We start from the raw sequence: 16,043 nt of genomic DNA on the forward strand, positions 1-16,043 counted from the left end.
GGGTTGCTCCATGAAGTTGTCCATGCCGCGATTCGATCAAGCCCCTGTCTTGGTGGTCGGCGATGTCATGCTCGACCGTTACTGGCATGGTGGCACCTCACGGATTTCCCCTGAGGCACCCGTACCGGTCGTCAAGGTCGAGAACATCGAGGACCGCCCGGGCGGTGCCGCCAACGTTGCGTTGAACATTGCCGCACTCGGCGCGCCGGCCTCGCTGGTTGGCGTGACGGGCGACGATGAAGCCGCCGACAGCCTGGTCAATAGCCTCAAGGGCGCAGGTGTGCGGGCGCTGTTCCAGCGTATCGCGCACCAGCCGACCATCGTCAAGCTGCGGGTCATGAGCCGTCATCAGCAGTTGCTGCGTATCGATTTCGAAGAACCGTTCGCCACCGACGCCATGGCGCTGGCGGTGCAAGTCGACGAATTGCTCGAAGGCATCAAGGTGCTGGTGCTGTCCGACTACGGCAAAGGCGCGCTGAAGAATCATCAGGTGCTGATCCAGGCGGCCCGTGCCCGTGGCATTCCGGTGCTGGCTGATCCCAAGGGCAAGGATTTCTCGATTTACCGGGGTGCGAGCCTGATCACGCCGAACCTCAGCGAGTTCGAAACCATCGTCGGTGGCTGCGCCGATGAGCACGAGCTGGTGAGCAAGGGCGCGAAGCTGATGCACGATCTCGAGCTCGGCGCCTTGCTGGTGACCCGTGGCGAGCATGGCATGACCCTGCTGCGTCCGGATCATCCGGCGTTGCACCTGCCGGCCCGTGCCCGTGAGGTGTTTGACGTTACCGGTGCTGGCGACACAGTGATTTCCACCCTGGCGGCGGCCATTGCTGCCGGTGAGGAGTTACCCCATGCGGTTGCCCTGGCCAACCTGGCCGCGGGCATCGTGGTCGGCAAGCTGGGTACGGCGGCCATTAGCGCACCGGAACTGCGCCGCGCCATTCAGCGTGAAGAAGGTTCCGAGCGTGGTGTGCTGGGTCTCGAGCAGTTGTTGCTCGCCGTTGACGACGCCCGTGCGCACAACGAGAAAATCGTGTTCACCAACGGCTGCTTCGACATCCTGCATGCCGGTCATGTGACGTATCTGGAACAGGCGCGGGCCCAGGGTGATCGTCTGATCGTCGCGGTCAACGACGACGCGTCGGTGAGCCGCCTGAAGGGGCCGGGTCGTCCGATCAACAGTGTTGACCGACGCATGGCGGTACTGGCGGGGCTGGGTGCTGTTGACTGGGTGATCAGTTTCCCGGAAGGCACGCCGGAAAACCTGCTGCGCGAGGTCAAACCTGATGTGCTGGTCAAGGGTGGGGACTACGGGATTGACCAAGTGGTCGGCGCGGACATCGTGACGGCTTACGGCGGCGCCGTGAAAGTGCTGGGGCTGGTGGAAAACAGCTCGACAACGGCGATTGTCGAGAAAATTCGCAGCCGTTGATTCGTGATTTTTTCAGATTATGTACTGCGCGTCAGCGGGTTCTGCCACAAGGATTTAACGGTCCGGCAGGTGTTTTCTGGTTTGAACCTGATGCGCTTGCCTGCAATTGACGCGTGGTAAATAGCTATATGAAAGTCATGCTCCTGGTAATGGACGAACAGCGAGTCATCCTGGACCGGTTGTACGAAATCGTTCAACGACACTGCAATGAATGCATCGTCTATCGTCTGAGCAAACAACAGCAGATGAACCTGGGGCCGTTCCTTGCTTCTGTCGAGTATCAAAACTTCGACCGGGTGGTGATTTTCTCCAGGGTCAAGCGCCTCACCCGACAACTCAGGGTGTTGAAGTGTATTCGAGGTTTGGTCTTTCTTGAGCACGACGCTTATCAGAACTACATGCCCGCCAGCAAATACCGCCATGTGTACTCACGTCTGTACAGTCGTTTGCCGAGCTGCCGTGCGCTGGTATCGGGAGCGGTCGTTGCGCGTCAAATGCAGGCAGAGAATATTGACGCAGTGTTCGTTTCAAAAGGCTATGACGAACAGATGCTGCGCAATACCGGCATTGAAAGAGACATCCCCATCGGCTTTCTGGGAAGCCTGAAAAGTACTGAGTACGCTCAGCGCAAGGCGCTACTGGAGTCGCTTTCAAAGCGTACTGGCATGCTCGTGACCCGAACCAAGTCAGGTGCCGAGTACCTGGAAACGCTCAATCGCATCAAGATTTTTGTCAGCGCCGACATCGGCATGAATGAATTCATGATCAAGAATTTTGAAGCGATGGCCTGTGGTTGCGTGCTGCTGGCCTGGAGTCAGGGGGAAGAGGACGAGTTGCTCGGCTTTGAGGATATGCACAACACGGTGTTTTATCGCGGCGAAGATGAGGCTGTGGAGAAGATCAAGTTGCTGCAGAGCGACCCATTACTCGCGCAACGTATTGCTCGCAACGGACAAGAGTTTGCGCAAAGCCGCTACTCGTTTGCCCGTGTGGGTCAAACCCTGGCTGCCGAAATCCAGCGTGAAATGCGCGAATGGACACCGCCTTCTGCATTCACTCGCCTGTGGGTAAAGCTACGCTACAGGATGAAGGTTCAGGGATAAATGATGCAGCTTCAAACGCCTGAAGCCGGTAAGGAAATGATGCTGGACGCTCTGCCCGGTGGTCATCAAATTGTTGCCGATGGCATGCCGCAGCCGCTCAAGGATTGCCTGGGCCGAGCGGCCCGCGTTGTGCTGATCGCCAACAATCCGGCCATTACTGCGACGGACTTTCAGGCGCTGGACATCGGTGCCGATGACATCGTGGTCAGCTTCAATAACTGCATTCCGGCACCGCTGCTATCTGCGCAAAGCGTCAATGTGTTCGTTCATGGGTTCAATGCACCGGACGCGTACTTTTTCGGCCTTCCTTATGGGCCTCAGGTGCAGCGGCTTTTCGAACAGTCGGGTGAGCGTTGTTTCACAATGCTGGTGGGGTGTACTGGGCAGATCTGTCCCTTGCCGCGAGTGGCCCTCTACTGGGAGCGTATTCCATTGCCTGCGCTGTGGAACTACCCGGTGGACCGACCGGGAGGAAAACGTTATGTCGGCCCTTCCACCGGCTTCAATGCCCTGGTGTTGTTCGATTGGTTACGCGGTCATGCCGGTTATACCTATCAGCTCATGACATTGGGTTTTTCCAATGAAGCAGGAAAACTCTGGGGCGGTCATGCCTGGGCTTATGAGCGGGATTGGCTGGAAAAGTCGAACGTCACCGTCGTTCCATTGCAGCGTCGCCCCTGGTGGCAAGTACTGCTTCGTCGCAAATGAAAGTCGCATCGTATACGGTCGCAGGTGGGGGGCTGAAAAGCGGGCTCACATTAATTTTCAAAGGTGTTGGTGAGTGTTGAACATTGCAGTCGCATTTTTCGGTATTCCAAGAAACTCGCAAATCTGTTTTCCCTCCATTGAAGAAAATGTCCTTGCGCAACTTCCTCCGGACAGCAACGTAAAGTGCTTTTATCATCTCTACAAAATTGACGAAGTGCAAAACTCGCGCTCAGGTGAGCGGGGTGAGTTGAAGGCCGATAATTATCAGGTTTTCGAGTCCATGACGGGCCTGCTGGCTTCAACGGACGGCGTATTGGATCGTTGGGATTTTGATCGAGTCAAAACGCTTGGCGACACCTGGGCTGATGACTTTGCGTCACTGCGCAACCTGATCTATCAACTGAATTCGCTGCACGCTGTCACCACGATGATGGAGTCGTTCAATCCTGATTTCGTCGTATTTGTGCGACCGGACACTTTCTATCACACCCCGCTTCCCGCTTATGTGTTCAAGCACCCCGAAGCCAGGCGACGCAACATCTACATTCCGGATTGGCAGTGGTGGGGTGGGTTGAATGATCGTTTCGCCATTTGTGGGCGTGATACTTACGTTGCCTATGGCAAAAGGATTGAGCGCATCTTCGATTTCTGTACGGCGACCGGGCGCAAGCTGCATTCAGAGCGCCTGCTCAAATTCGTACTGCAGCAAGCAGGTGCCAAGGTCTGTACGGTGGATACCACGGCTTCGCGCGTGCGGATCAATGGTGCGTTTGCTGAAGAGTCGTTCTCTCCCAAGCGCAACATGGGCAAGCGTGAAAATCGCTATTTCCATTTTTTTGCACGGCTACGCACTTTCAGGGATAAGCGGCGCTAGAACTGGATTCAGTCCATCAGAGATGCGTTTGATTGCATTTCTGTAGTTGTTTTCCCCTTACTTGTTCAGGCTTCCCTTTACCAGCCGGATCAGTCCCATAGCCTTGGCACTCATCTGCTTGAGCCCTTGTCGCTGATTTTTGGGTGTGCAAAGCCCTTGCTGTGTGAGCCAGTCCTTCCAGCGGATGCGTTCTTCGCGAACAATCCAGCCTTCCTGGGTCGCAAAACTCTCTGCCAGGTAGAGCCCGCGAGTACTGGCCGGAATCAGCGAGCCGCGTTTAAGCGTAAACAGCTCGGGAACCGGGACGCCATCTTCAAGCGGCATCAGGTACAAATCGGGACGCTTGCGATCGAGTCGGGCGACCAGTTGATCGCCTTCCAGCCGTTCATCAACATGAAACAAACTCAAGGATTTGGCTTCCTTGGGCACGTCCAGGCGCAAGTCGTAGATCAATTGCAACGACGCCGTCGGCAGATGCACGTAGGCGCGTGGGCGTTCGATCAACTGCAGGTTGGCGCAACGCACCGGCCGAGCCGAGCCGGACAGCGGCGTCAGGCGAAACGGCAAGGCCTCGCGGTAGTGCAGGGCCGACGAGTAGGGCGCCGGCAGCCAGGTGTCGTTGAAGCGTCCGCCGAGCCAGCCTTCCGGGGTTTCCAGCAGGCATTCTTCGGCAATCTCCTGGATGGCCGTGTGCAACGGCAGGTTCAACTCGTGGGCCGGGACATAGCCGGAGATCAGCTTGAGCACCACGTCGCCACGGTCCTGGCGGCGTTGACGCACCAGCACCCAGTAATCGCGATTCTGCCAATGCAGCGTCAGGCGTACCGAAACGCCGAGATTGGCCAGTTCAAGTGAAAACCGCTCCGTGTCGGCGACCGTCACCGGACGGCGACGCTGCAGGATCTGGGAGAAATTCAGCGGCCTCCCGACACTCTGATAGCTCAGGCCTTCGGGAGTCGCTTCGACGTATAACGGCAGGGTCTTGAAGTTGCTCGGGTTCTTTCTTATGAGCGTACGCGGCATGTCGGCTCCTGCTTAAGGCCGCGTGGGCGGCGTCAGTTGCTACGTAGGACCTGGGCAACGGTCGCGACGTTGTGGGCGAGGTGCAGCGGATTGATGGTCCCGACAATAGCACTGGCAACACCCGGATGTTCAAACAACAATTCGAAACTGGCGCGCACCGGGTCCACGCCCGGGCTCAGGCATGCGTGACCGCTGGCGAGGGCTTTTTTGACCAGAATGGCTTTGCCGTGAGCAGCAGCATAGTCAATGACAGCCTTTTCGGTTTGCTCGTTCAGATTGTAGGTGACCATCGCGCAATCACCTTGCTCCAGGGCCTTCAAGCCGCCGTCGACGGTTTTGCCGGAAAAGCCGAACCCGCGAATTTTCCCCTCGGCCTTGAGTTCGGCGAGGGTCGCATAGACTTCGCAGTCATTGAGGATCGCCAGGTCGTTGCCATCGGAATGCACCAGCACCAGGTCGATAAAATCCGTTTCCAGACGCTGCAGGCTGCGTTCTACCGAGAATCGGGTATGCGCGGCGCTGAAGTCATGCCGCGACAGGCCGTCGGCGAATTCTTCACCGACCTTGCTGACAATCACCCAATCCTGACGCTGACCGCGCAGTAAAGGGCCGAGGCGCTCCTCGCTGCGACCGTAGGCCGGAGCGGTGTCGATCAGGTTAATGCCCAGGTCGCGGGTCAGCTTGAGCAGCATGCGCGCTTCGTCGTCGTCAGGGATCTGAAAGCCATTGGGGTATTTCACCCCTTGATCGCGTCCGAGTTTCACCGTACCCAGGCCCAGCGGCGACACCAGCAGGCCGGTGCTGCCCAGGGGACGATGCAAGTCATGCAGGGTGGGTTGGCTCATGGCAGCAGTTGCTCCCACGCCGGGACGCCCATCGGCGGCTTTGGCAATTCGGGGAGTGGCGCCACCGGGCCCGGTTGAATGCCATCGCGGGCAAGGCTCGCAATCACCCGGTCGGCGAAGTCCGGCGCCAACGCCAGTTTGGTTGGCCAGCCCACCAGCAGCCGGCCCTCCTCGGCGAGAAACGCGTTGTCAGGGCGAGTCAGGCCCGATTGCAGCGGCTCGGCGCGATCCACGCGCAAGGTGGCCCATTGCACGGTGCTCAGGTCGATCCATGGCAGCAACTGGGCGAGTTCTTTCTGCGCAGTGGCGATTTGCTCCGCAGGCTCACGGTTGACGCCTTCGGTTTCGGCGATATCGCCGCCCAGATACCAGACCCATTGGCCATCGGCGGCCGGGTGCGTGGTGACGGTAAGGCGCGGTTTGGTGCCGCCGCCCAGGCAGTGGGCGTACAGCGGTTTGAGGCTCGGGCCCTTGGCGATGATCATGTGCAGCGGCCGCCGCTGCATGGCAGGCTGGCTCAGGCCCAGCGCTTCGAGCAGCGCAGCCGTTCCGCCGCCGGCGCTCAAGACGATGCGTTGGGCGCGGATCTCGCGCTCGTCCACCTTCAGGCCGACCAGCACGCCAGCTTCAAGCAGCGGCTCGATCTTCTGGCCGGCGAGCAACCCGTCACCCGCCAGATCGGCCAGGCGCCGGATCAGGCTCGGCACATCGACCACCAGTTCCGCCAGACGATAGACTTTGCCCTTGAAGCGCTTGTCCTGAAGGGCGGGCGGCAGTTGATCGCCCTTGACCTGATCGACGCGACCACGCACGGCTTTACTGGCGAAAAAACTGGTGAGGTTGCCGGCGATCGTGCCTGGAGACCACAGGTAGTGCGCTTCGGACAGCAGGCGCACGCCGGACAGGTCCAGTTCGCCGTCACCGGCCAGGGCCTCACGCCAGCGGCGCGGCATGTCGGCGATGGCTTCCGAGGCGCCGGTCAGGGCGCCATGCAGCGCGTATTTGGCGCCGCCGTGGATGATGCCCTGGGACTTCAGGCTTTGCCCGCCACCGAGACTGGCGCTTTCCACCAGCACGGTCGAAAACCCCTGGCGGCGCAGGCGCGCATTCAGCCAGAGGCCGGCGACACCAGCGCCGACAATCAGAACGTCGGTGGAAATAACGGATGGCATGCAGCGACCTCAGTGTTCAAGACGAGGGCGCAGTATACAGGCTCAAAGATTGGAGGGGCTGATGCACCCACAGTGGATTGTGCGCGGATCTTAATGCCCGGCAGTCCTGGAGAAGAGCTGGATGACAACAACGCCCAACACGATCAACGCCATCCCCAGCATCGCCGGCACATCCAGCTTCTGCCCGTAGATAAACAGCGCTGCCACGCTGACCATCACGATCCCCATGCCGGCCCAGACCGCGTAAGCCACGCCCACCGGCACGCTGCGCACCACCAGCGTCAGCATCCAGAAGGCAATCCCGTAACCGACAATCACCAGCAGCAGCGGCAGTGGGGTGCTGAAGCCTTTGACCGCTTTCATCGAAACAGTGGCAATCACTTCGGCGCAGATGGCAATGGCCAGGTAGTAGTAAGCGGTCATGGGGTCGATCCTCGTATGAAGTGTTGCTTTCTGAGGTGGCATTCTAGGGATTCGTCAGATGCGGTAAAGTCATTACCTATCTGTTAATAAGATGGGTTTGGGCATGAGCATGCAATGGAACCTGGAGCAGCTGCGTTTGTTTGTCAGCGTGGCGGAGCAACGTTCGTTTTCGGCCGTGGCACGGAATCAGCGCAAGGCGCAGTCGGCGGTCAGCAGTTCGATCGCGCTGCTGGAGGAAGACCTGGGCGTCAGCCTGTTCGATCGCAGCAGTGGCCGACAGCCGAAACTCACCGAAGCCGGCAACACCTTGCTGGAAGAAGCGCGGGAAGTGCTGCGTCAATGTGAGCGCCTCAATGGCCGGGCGCTGGCGATGATGCGTGGACAGGAGGCGCGTCTGCGCCTGGCTCAGGATGAGGCCATGCCTTACCAGCCGGTCATCGAAAGCTTCGAAGCGCTGGCTGAGCGCTTTCCCAGCCTGGAGGTGCAATTGACCAGTGCGGCCCAGGGTGAGGTGGCGCGCAAACTGGTGGAGCGTCGTGCCGATCTGGGTTTGTTGTTCTTTCACGACCAGATCCCCGAAGCGCTGGAACGCCGAGTGCTTGGCAGCGTGGAAATGGTCACCGTGTGCGGCGTCGACCACCCGCTGGCGAAGCAGGCCCAGGTTGATCGCCAGGCGCTGGCCCGGCATCGCCAGCTGCTGATGTCGACCCAGTCCAGTCTCTATCCCGGCAGCGAGCCGGCCAGCCCGCAAGTCTGGCGGGCCGACAGCTTTTACGTGATGGCGGAATGGCTGGTGCGTGGCCTCGGCTGGGCCTGGCTGCCGCGCCACGTGGTGCAGTACCCGACCTATCAGGGGCAAATGGTCGAGTTGAGCAGCGAGTGGACCCCGCCGGCGTTGGTGGTGGAACTGGTCTGGCGCCGCGATGAACCCCTCGGTCCGGCGGCTCGCTGGCTGGCGGAACGTTTTGCCGTGCACTTGCAGGCGATCGGCGAAAAAACCGATAAACTCCGCCGCCATGAATAGAACTCTGTATACCGCGCTGTTTTATCTGGGGCTGCCATTGGTAGCGATTCGGCTGTGGCTGCGGGCGCGCAAGGCGCCGGCCTATGCCAAGCGCATTGGCGAGCGTTTCTCCTGTGGGATGCCGGCGATGCAACCGGGTGGCCTCTGGGTGCACGCGGTATCGGTGGGCGAGAGCATTGCCGCCGCGCCGATGATTCGCGCGCTGCTGCAACGTTATCCCCACCTGCCAATCACCGTCACTTGCATGACCCCGACCGGCTCGGAGCGCATCCAGGCGATGTTTGCCAATGAGCCGCGCATCCAGCACTGCTATTTGCCGTACGACTTGCCGTGCGCCGCCCGGCGCTTCCTTGATCGGGTCCAGCCAAGGCTGGCGGTGATCATGGAGACAGAACTGTGGCCCAACCATATCCATGAATGCGCCAGGCGCGGGATTCCCGTGGCGTTGGCCAATGCGCGCCTGTCCGAACGCTCGGCGAAAGGCTATGGCCGCTTTACCAAGCTGACCGGGCCGATGCTCGCCGAAATGAGCCTGTTCGCGGTGCAGACCGAAGCCGAGGCCCAGCGCTTCCGCGATCTGGGGGCTAGGGCGCAAACCGTTGAAGTCACTGGATCAATCAAGTTCGACCTGACCATCGACCCGCAGCTGTTGCTGCGAGCCGCCGAACTGCGTGGCCAATGGCAGGCGCAGGACCGCCCGGTGTGGATCGCGGCCAGTACCCACGAGGGCGAAGACGAGGTGGTGTTGGCGGCCCATCGTCAGTTGCTGGCGAGCCATCCCGATGCCTTGCTGATTCTGGTGCCGCGCCATCCCGAGCGTTTCAATGCGGTGTTCGAGTTGAGCCGACAGCAGGGCTTTGCCACGGTCCGTCGTTCCACGGGCGAGCCGGTCACTGCCTCGACGTCGGTGTTGCTGGGCGACACCATGGGCGAATTGCTGTTTCTCTATGCCTTGGCCGACAGTGCCTTCGTCGGTGGCAGCCTGGTGCCCAATGGCGGGCACAACCTGCTGGAACCGGCGGCGCTGGCCAAGCCAGTGTTGAGCGGTCCACATCTGTTCAACTTCCTCGAAATCGCCGCGCAGTTGCGCAGCGCCGGGGCGTTGCAGGAAGTGGAGGATGCCGAAGGCTTGGCACTGGCGGTGCAGCGTCTGTTCGAATTGCCCAGGGATGCGCAGCGGATGGCGGAGGCGGGGTTGAAGGTGATGCGCACCAATCAGGGCGCATTGCAGCGGTTGCTGGATGGGTTGGGGCGGTTGATCGAGCGGGCTTGAATCTGTCACTGACCCTTAGTGGCGAGGGAGCACGCTCGCTCGCCACAAAGGTCTTTCACCAGGACTTGTTTGTTACTGACCCGGTCTTGCATTCAACTGGTCAGCCGCCGCCTTGGCCAGATCCGGCGGCAGGAAGTCCTTGTCCGGGTTGTAGTCGGGCTTGAGCCACCGCGCCAGGTCCTGCAAATCACCGGGGTTCAACGTGCCGGCCTGTTGCTTGAGGCGCAGGTTGTCGAGGATGTAGTCGTAGCGGGTGTTGTTGTAGTTGCGCACCGAGGTGTACAGCTGGCGCTGCGCATCCAGCACGTCAACGATGTTTCGTGTTCCCACCTGATAACCGATTTCGGTCGCTTCCACCGCACTCTGGTTGGAAATGATCGACTGCTTGCGTGCCTGTACCTGTTCGACGTCGGTATTCACCGCGCGGTGCAGGTCGCGGGTGTTTTCGACGATTTGCCGGCGCAGGGATTCGCGTTGCTGCTCGATCTGATCCAGTTGTGCATAGGATTGGCGCACCTGGGAGTTGATCAGGCCGCCGCTGTAGATCGGGATGTTCAGCTGCAGGCCCACCGAGGTTTGCTCGACGTTGCCACCGTAGGGTTGGGGAAAGGCATTCGGGTTGCTGAAGCCCAGGGCGTCGTTATCGCCTTTTTCGTATTTCGCCACGGCATCGATGGTCGGCGCGTGGCCGGCCTTGCGCTGCTTGAGGGTTTGCTCGGCAGCGCTGACGGCGTAGTTGCTGGCCAACAGATTGAGGTTCTGTTTAGCCGCCGTTTCGACCCAGGCCTTGGCATCGTTCGGCGCTGGCGGCAGGATCGGCAGGTTGTGGCTGATGCCCTGGATCGAGTTGTACTGACGGTTGGTCAGGGTGATCAGCGCTTCAAATGCATCATCCACCTGGCGCTGCGCGACGATACGGTTGGCGCGTGCGGTGTCGTAGCTGGCTTGTGAGTTGAGCACGTCGGTCTTGTCCGAGAGGCCGACATCGAAGCGCTCATTGGACTGATCGAGCTGGCGTTTGAACGCGGCTTCCTCGGCCTTGGTCGAGGCCAGGTTGTCCTGGCTGCGCAGTACGTTGAAGTAACTGTTGGCGGTTTGCAGGATCAGGTTCTGCTCGGTTGCCGAGAGTTGCAGCGCGGCCTGCTCATTGACGTCCTTGGCGGCCTGGAACTGGAACCAGCGATCGGCACGGAACAACGGCTGCGCCAGCGTGGCCTGGTATGAATGAGCATTGCGGTTGGCGGTGGTCGACGGCTGATCGAGCGAGGTGCGCGCGCTGGACACTTGCGCGCCACCCGAGAGATTAGGCAGCAGGCCGGCGCGGGCCTGGGGCACGACTTCCTTCTGGGCGCCGTATTGGGCCATGGCGGCGGCGAGGTCGGCGTTGTTGTTCACCGCTTCCTGATAGACGCTGACCAGATCGGTTTTGTTGGATAAGGGCGCTTCTGCCCAGGCCATTCCATTGGACGCACAAGACACGGCCAGGGCCAGTGAGAGTTTGCGCAGCATAGGCGTTCCCTAGAATTAATATTACACAAGTAATTTGAGCGCCAAGGCTAAGGCGCGACACGTGCAACGTCAATGCGCGCGACGGCGTAGCGAGTGTAGTGGCGCATCGGGGCGCCAACAATCCTGCAATTGCGCCATTCATCATGGTATTTGCCGCAGTGTTGGCGTTCTTTGCCAGTTGTGTCTAGACTGGCCGGGTTCTTGTCGGGGTGCCTTGCTATGAGGCTGAGATCGAATAATTTCGGATCCCGTTGAACCTGATCAGGTTAGCGCCTGCGTAGGGAACAAGATTTCTCGTCACCCGGCGAGTCCTCTTGTGCTTCGTCCGGGATGTTGTTCGACAATCGAACACCCCTCGAGCACTGAGCACAGCACTGCTGGAATTCCCAGCGCCCGTGCGTCCATTCGTTTACAGGTTCGCTCCGACAAAATTCCACTGCCTGGATGCTGTCTGGAGAGCCCGTGATGACGACAAAAGCAAAAAACGACACCCACCTGAGCGAATCGGCCAAGGTCGACGAGCAGTCGGTTCAGCCTTTTACCCGCTCGCAAAAAATTTATGTGCAGGGCTCTCGCCCGGACATTCGCGTGCCGATGCGCGAAATCAGCCTGGACGTGACCCCCACCGATTTCGGCGGCGAAATCAATGCCCCGGTCACTGTCTATGACACTTCAGGCCCGTACACCGACCCCAACGTCATCATCGACGTGCGCAAGGGTCTGGGCGATGTGCGCTCGGCCTGGATCGACGACCGGGGTGATACCGAGCGCTTGCCTGGCCTGAGCTCGCACTTCGGCCAGGAGCGCCTGGCCGATCCGGAACTGACCAAGCTGCGTTTCGCTCACGTCAACAACCCGCGCCGCGCCAAGGCCGGGGCCAACGTCAGCCAGATGCACTACGCGCGCAAAGGCATCATCACCGCCGAGATGGAATACGTCGCCATCCGCGAAAACATGAAGCTGCAAGAGGCCCGCGCTGCCGGCCTGATGAAACAGCAGCACGCCGGTCACAGCTTCGGCGCCAGCATCCCGAAAGAAATCACGCCGGAGTTTGTCCGCGAAGAAATCGCCCGTGGTCGCGCAATCATTCCAGCCAACATCAACCACACCGAACTGGAACCGATGATCATCGGCCGTAACTTCCTGGTGAAGATCAACGGCAACATCGGCAACAGTGCCCTGGGTTCGTCCATCGAAGAAGAAGTGGCGAAACTGACCTGGGGTATTCGCTGGGGTTCGGACACGGTCATGGACCTGTCCACCGGCAAGCACATCCACGAAACCCGCGAGTGGATCATCCGCAACTCGCCGGTGCCGATCGGTACCGTGCCGATCTACCAGGCGCTGGAGAAGGTCAATGGCGTCGCTGAAGACCTGACCTGGGAGCTGTTCCGCGACACCCTGATCGAGCAGGCCGAGCAAGGCGTCGACTACTTCACCATCCACGCCGGCGTGCTGTTGCGCTATGTGCCGATGACCGCCAAGCGAGTGACCGGCATCGTTTCCCGTGGCGGTTCGATCATGGCCAAGTGGTGCCTGGCGCACCACAAGGAAAACTTCCTCTACACCCATTTCGACGAAATCTGCGAAATCATGAAGGCCTATGATGTCAGCTTCTCGCTGGGCGATGGCCTGCGTCCGGGTTCGATTGCCGACGCCAACGACGAAGCGCAGTTCGGCGAGCTGGAAACCCTCGGTGAGCTGACCAAGATCGCCTGGAAGCACGACGTGCAATGCATGATCGAAGGCCCGGGCCACGTGCCGATGCAGTTGATCAAAGAGAACATGGACAAGCAGCTCGAGTGCTGCGACGAGGCGCCGTTCTACACCCTCGGCCCGCTGACCACCGACATCGCACCAGGCTACGACCACATCACCTCGGGTATTGGTGCGGCGATGATCGGCTGGTTCGGTTGCGCCATGCTTTGCTACGTGACGCCGAAGGAGCATTTGGGTCTGCCGAACAAGGATGACGTGAAGACCGGGATCATCACCTACAAGATCGCCGCTCATGCCGCCGACCTTGCGAAGGGGCATCCAGGCGCGCAGATTCGGGACAATGCCTTGAGCAAGGCGCGTTTCGAGTTCCGTTGGGAAGATCAGTTCAACCTCGGCCTCGATCCGGACACCGCTCGCTCGTATCACGATGAAACCCTGCCGAAGGATTCGGCCAAGGTCGCGCATTTCTGTTCGATGTGCGGGCCGAAGTTCTGCTCGATGAAAATCACCCAGGAAGTGCGCGAGTACGCGGCCAACCAGCGGATCGAAGCGCTGGACGTGGACGTCGCCCAAGGCATGGCCGAGCAGGCCGAGCGCTTCAAGAAAGAAGGCAGTCAGCTGTACCAGAAAGTTTGATCTGACCTGAAAGGATGGGGCCTATAGGCCCCATCGCCAGCAGGCTGGCTCCCACACTGGATTTGTGAACGCCACAAGTCCCCTGTGGGAGCCAGCCTGCTGGCGATAGCGGTCAACACAACAACAAATGTCCTTCTGAGATAACACCCTTGAGCATTCAACCCAGTACTTACTCCCCCGACATCGCGGTGCCGTCTGACAGGCGTGTGTTCGGCGGCCGGGATCTGTTTTCCCTGTGGTTCTCCCTCGGCATCGGCCTGATGGTGCTGCAGACCGGAGCGCTGTTGGCGCCGGGTTTGGGGCTGTCCGGCGCGTTGCTGGCGATTTTTCTAGGCACGCTGGTCGGTGTTTTGCTGCTGGCCGCGGTTGGCGTGATCGGTAGCGATACCGGCCTGTCGTCGATGGCCGCGCTCAAACTCAGCCTCGGCGCCAAAGGCGCGAGCCTGCCGGCGGTGCTGAACCTGCTGCAACTGATCGGTTGGGGTTCGTTCGAAATCATCGTCATGCGCGATGCCGCCAGCCTGTTGGGCGCACGAGCCTTCAGTGAAGGCAGCCTGCTGTCCCATCCGATGCTGTGGACGCTGGTCTTCGGCGCGCTGGCGACCTTGCTGGCGGTCAGCGGTCCGTTGACGTTCGTGCGCCAGATCCTGCGCAAATGGGGCATCTGGCTGCTGTTGGCCGCGTGCACCTGGCTGACCTGGAACCTGTTCGCCAAGGCTGATCTGGCGGGCTTGTGGGCGCAGGCCGGTGACGGTTCGATGCCGTTTGCCGTGGGCTTCGACATCGCGATTGCCATGCCGCTGTCGTGGTTGCCGCTGATTGCCGACTACTCGCGTTTCGGCAAACGGGCGAAAAACGTATTCGGTGGCACCGCGATCGGTTTCTTTATCGGCAATTTCTGGCTGATGAGCCTGGGCGTGGCCTACACCCTGGCGTTCGCGCCGAGCGGTGAAGTCAATGCCTTGCTGCTGGCTCTGGCCGGTGCAGGCCTGGGGATTCCGTTGCTGCTGATTTTGCTGGATGAGTCGGAAAACGCCTTCGCCGACATTCACTCGGCGGCGGTGTCCAGCGGGATTCTTCTGCGCCTGAAGGTCGAGCACCTGGCGTTGGCCATCGGTGTGGTCTGCACCTTGATCGCCTTGCTGGCGCCCTTGGCTCAGTACCAGAACTTCCTGCTGTTGATCGGTTCGGTGTTTGCGCCGCTGTTCGGCGTGGTGCTGGTGGACCACTTCATCCTGCGCAAACGCAGTGGCCAGGTCGCGGCAGCCGCATTGCGCTGGCCGGCGTTGCTGGCCTGGCTGGGCGGGATCAGCACTTACCATCTGCTGGCCAATCTGTATCCGGACATCGGCGCAACCCTGCCGGCGCTGGTGCTGGCAGGGTTGCTGCAACTCGTGCTGGGCCGGGCCTTCAGTTACGGCCGGGAAACAGCTCGGGCTTGATGATGCCATTCAGGCGAGGGTAGGGGATCTTCAGTTCGACATGGCCCAGCGCGTAAGGCGCGATGCTGCTGGTTTCGTACTTGAGGATCACCCCACCGTAGGTCAGCGCCACGTTCTGGGTTTTCTGGAACGGCCAGCTCTTCACGAATTCCGGTTCCTGATCGAGCTTGGTGCTGATCAGCCAGCTGTTGTGCGCCACCTGCGCGGCCTTCCAGAACGCGTCTTCCTGTCCCGGTACCAGCATGTCCGACAGCGTCAGCACCTTGTGCTGCTGGCGTGAGTAGTTGATGAAACCGCGGCCCGGAATCCCATGGGCGCCGCCGTTGTCCAGGTAGCTGGACAGTTCGACAATCACCAAGCCGTCATGCTGCTCGCGTACTTTCGATTGCAAATAACTGCTGTTGCGCGGGCCGGCGGTGCGCAAAAACTGTTCGCGATACGCGGCCAGTGTCGGCGCCACGGGGGCATCGGGCGAGGTGCGGGTCATTTGCAGCAGGCGTTTTTCGATGATGCCGTCAAGCGTAGGTTCGGCCGGGAAGTGCACGATATCAATATTCACCAGCGCGCAATCCTGATCCTTGCAGCCAGGCTTGAGCTGTTCGGAGGCGTCGCGAGTGGTTTCCAGCGGCGCCCGATAGTTGGGTTGGAGCAGACTCTGGCAGGCACCCAGGGTCAGGGCGATGGCGGCCACGGAGGCGATTTTAAAAAGCGACATGGTTGTCCTTCATAAAACAGGGAAAGGCGAAAAGTTACCCGCTTCGACTGTCAACGAAGCAGTCAGTTCGCCACTAAGCTAATTAGAGTGGGTTTCGCCCTCACCGTCTATCCCGCTGACGGGAAAGGGGCTGCATCAAAGGTCA

14 protein-coding genes and 1 riboswitch are annotated in these 16,043 nt (G+C 60.3%); of the genes, 8 read left to right on the top strand and 6 right to left on the bottom strand.

Annotated elements, in window-relative coordinates:
• The first annotated feature begins 10 nt into the window (after window positions 1-10).
• The 4 genes from hldE to JQF37_RS17900 all read left to right on the top strand — a co-directional run bounded on the left by hldE (window position 11) and on the right by JQF37_RS17900 (window position 4,117).
• Window positions 11-1,432: a bifunctional D-glycero-beta-D-manno-heptose-7-phosphate kinase/D-glycero-beta-D-manno-heptose 1-phosphate adenylyltransferase HldE gene (hldE, locus tag JQF37_RS17885; protein WP_130204996.1), complete on the top strand. Its 1,422-nt coding sequence runs from the start codon at window positions 11-13 to the stop codon at window positions 1,430-1,432.
• Window positions 1,433-1,560: 128 nt separating this feature from the next.
• On the top strand, window positions 1,561-2,535 hold the full coding sequence (locus JQF37_RS17890; protein WP_130204994.1) for a glycosyltransferase: 975 nt from the start codon (window positions 1,561-1,563) through the stop codon (window positions 2,533-2,535).
• 3 nt (window positions 2,536-2,538) lie between these two features.
• Window positions 2,539-3,243, top strand: a complete 705-nt coding sequence (locus tag JQF37_RS17895) for a hypothetical protein (protein ID WP_130205132.1) — start codon at window positions 2,539-2,541, stop codon at window positions 3,241-3,243.
• Window positions 3,244-3,316: 73 nt separating this feature from the next.
• Window positions 3,317-4,117 (top strand): hypothetical protein, encoded by an 801-nt coding sequence (locus JQF37_RS17900; protein ID WP_130204992.1) that lies wholly within the window; start codon window positions 3,317-3,319, stop codon window positions 4,115-4,117.
• 57 nt (window positions 4,118-4,174) lie between these two features.
• Here the strand turns inward: JQF37_RS17900 and JQF37_RS17905 are convergent, their stop codons facing one another.
• From JQF37_RS17905 to JQF37_RS17920, 4 genes are all read right to left on the bottom strand, one after another.
• Complete coding sequence (locus JQF37_RS17905; protein ID WP_130204990.1) at window positions 4,175-5,140, bottom strand: metal ABC transporter ATPase; 966 nt, start codon at window positions 5,138-5,140, stop codon at window positions 4,175-4,177.
• A gap of 32 nt (window positions 5,141-5,172) precedes the next feature.
• On the bottom strand, window positions 5,173-5,985 hold the full coding sequence (locus JQF37_RS17910; RefSeq protein ID WP_047536622.1) for an aldo/keto reductase: 813 nt from the start codon (window positions 5,983-5,985) through the stop codon (window positions 5,173-5,175).
• The gene (locus tag JQF37_RS17915; RefSeq protein ID WP_130204988.1) at window positions 5,982-7,157 is read right to left on the bottom strand and encodes an FAD-dependent oxidoreductase; all 1,176 of its coding nucleotides are present in this window, start codon (window positions 7,155-7,157) and stop codon (window positions 5,982-5,984) included. The genes JQF37_RS17910 and JQF37_RS17915 overlap by 4 nt, the downstream gene beginning before the upstream one ends.
• 90 nt (window positions 7,158-7,247) lie before the next feature.
• Complete coding sequence (locus tag JQF37_RS17920; RefSeq protein WP_130204986.1) at window positions 7,248-7,580, bottom strand: multidrug efflux SMR transporter; 333 nt, start codon at window positions 7,578-7,580, stop codon at window positions 7,248-7,250.
• A gap of 103 nt (window positions 7,581-7,683) precedes the next feature.
• Here JQF37_RS17920 and JQF37_RS17925 point away from each other — a divergent pair, with 103 nt between their 5' ends.
• Entirely contained in the window at window positions 7,684-8,604 is a 921-nt protein-coding gene (locus JQF37_RS17925) for a LysR family transcriptional regulator (protein ID WP_130204984.1), read from the top strand.
• Complete coding sequence (gene waaA, locus JQF37_RS17930) at window positions 8,597-9,877, top strand: lipid IV(A) 3-deoxy-D-manno-octulosonic acid transferase (protein ID WP_130204982.1); 1,281 nt, start codon at window positions 8,597-8,599, stop codon at window positions 9,875-9,877. The genes JQF37_RS17925 and waaA overlap by 8 nt, the downstream gene beginning before the upstream one ends.
• 72 nt (window positions 9,878-9,949) lie before the next feature.
• Here the strand turns inward: waaA and JQF37_RS17935 are convergent, their stop codons facing one another.
• Window positions 9,950-11,386 carry a TolC family outer membrane protein gene (locus JQF37_RS17935; RefSeq protein WP_103403348.1) on the bottom strand — a complete coding sequence of 479 codons (1,437 nt, stop codon included), beginning with the start codon at window positions 11,384-11,386 and terminating at the stop codon, window positions 9,950-9,952.
• A 195-nt stretch (window positions 11,387-11,581) separates the two neighbouring features.
• A riboswitch (TPP riboswitch) is annotated at window positions 11,582-11,687 on the top strand.
• 164 nt (window positions 11,688-11,851) lie between these two features.
• Here JQF37_RS17935 and thiC point away from each other — a divergent pair.
• Both thiC and cytX read left to right on the top strand, forming a co-directional pair.
• The gene (thiC, locus tag JQF37_RS17940; protein ID WP_047536631.1) at window positions 11,852-13,741 is read left to right on the top strand and encodes a phosphomethylpyrimidine synthase ThiC; all 1,890 of its coding nucleotides are present in this window, start codon (window positions 11,852-11,854) and stop codon (window positions 13,739-13,741) included.
• Between the two features lie 149 nt (window positions 13,742-13,890).
• Entirely contained in the window at window positions 13,891-15,183 is a 1,293-nt protein-coding gene (gene cytX / locus JQF37_RS17945) for a putative hydroxymethylpyrimidine transporter CytX (protein ID WP_130204980.1), read from the top strand.
• On the opposite strand, the gene JQF37_RS17950 is transcribed toward cytX, so the two are convergent.
• Complete coding sequence (locus JQF37_RS17950; RefSeq protein ID WP_130204978.1) at window positions 15,152-15,898, bottom strand: RsiV family protein; 747 nt, start codon at window positions 15,896-15,898, stop codon at window positions 15,152-15,154. The genes cytX and JQF37_RS17950 overlap by 32 nt on opposite strands.
• Window positions 15,899-16,043 lie beyond the last annotated feature (145 nt).

It is taken from the genome of Pseudomonas sp. MIL9 (assembly GCF_016887925.1).
In the GTDB taxonomy this organism is placed as follows: domain Bacteria; phylum Pseudomonadota; class Gammaproteobacteria; order Pseudomonadales; family Pseudomonadaceae; genus Aquipseudomonas; species Aquipseudomonas mohnii.

Coding starts and splice junctions, on each gene's coding strand:
- waaA (WP_130204982.1), top strand. CDS start 8,597: ATGAATAGAACTCTGTATACCGCGCTGTTTTATCTGGGGCTGCCATTG.
- thiC (WP_047536631.1), top strand. CDS start 11,852: ATGACGACAAAAGCAAAAAACGACACCCACCTGAGCGAATCGGCCAAG.
- JQF37_RS17890 (WP_130204994.1), top strand. CDS start 1,561: ATGAAAGTCATGCTCCTGGTAATGGACGAACAGCGAGTCATCCTGGAC.
- JQF37_RS17920 (WP_130204986.1), bottom strand. CDS start 7,580: ATGACCGCTTACTACTACCTGGCCATTGCCATCTGCGCCGAAGTGATT.
- JQF37_RS17910 (WP_047536622.1), bottom strand. CDS start 5,985: ATGAGCCAACCCACCCTGCATGACTTGCATCGTCCCCTGGGCAGCACC.
- JQF37_RS17905 (WP_130204990.1), bottom strand. CDS start 5,140: ATGCCGCGTACGCTCATAAGAAAGAACCCGAGCAACTTCAAGACCCTG.
- JQF37_RS17895 (WP_130205132.1), top strand. CDS start 2,539: ATGCAGCTTCAAACGCCTGAAGCCGGTAAGGAAATGATGCTGGACGCT.
- JQF37_RS17950 (WP_130204978.1), bottom strand. CDS start 15,898: ATGTCGCTTTTTAAAATCGCCTCCGTGGCCGCCATCGCCCTGACCCTG.
- JQF37_RS17925 (WP_130204984.1), top strand. CDS start 7,684: ATGAGCATGCAATGGAACCTGGAGCAGCTGCGTTTGTTTGTCAGCGTG.
- hldE (WP_130204996.1), top strand. CDS start 11: ATGAAGTTGTCCATGCCGCGATTCGATCAAGCCCCTGTCTTGGTGGTC.
- JQF37_RS17935 (WP_103403348.1), bottom strand. CDS start 11,386: ATGCTGCGCAAACTCTCACTGGCCCTGGCCGTGTCTTGTGCGTCCAAT.
- JQF37_RS17915 (WP_130204988.1), bottom strand. CDS start 7,157: ATGCCATCCGTTATTTCCACCGACGTTCTGATTGTCGGCGCTGGTGTC.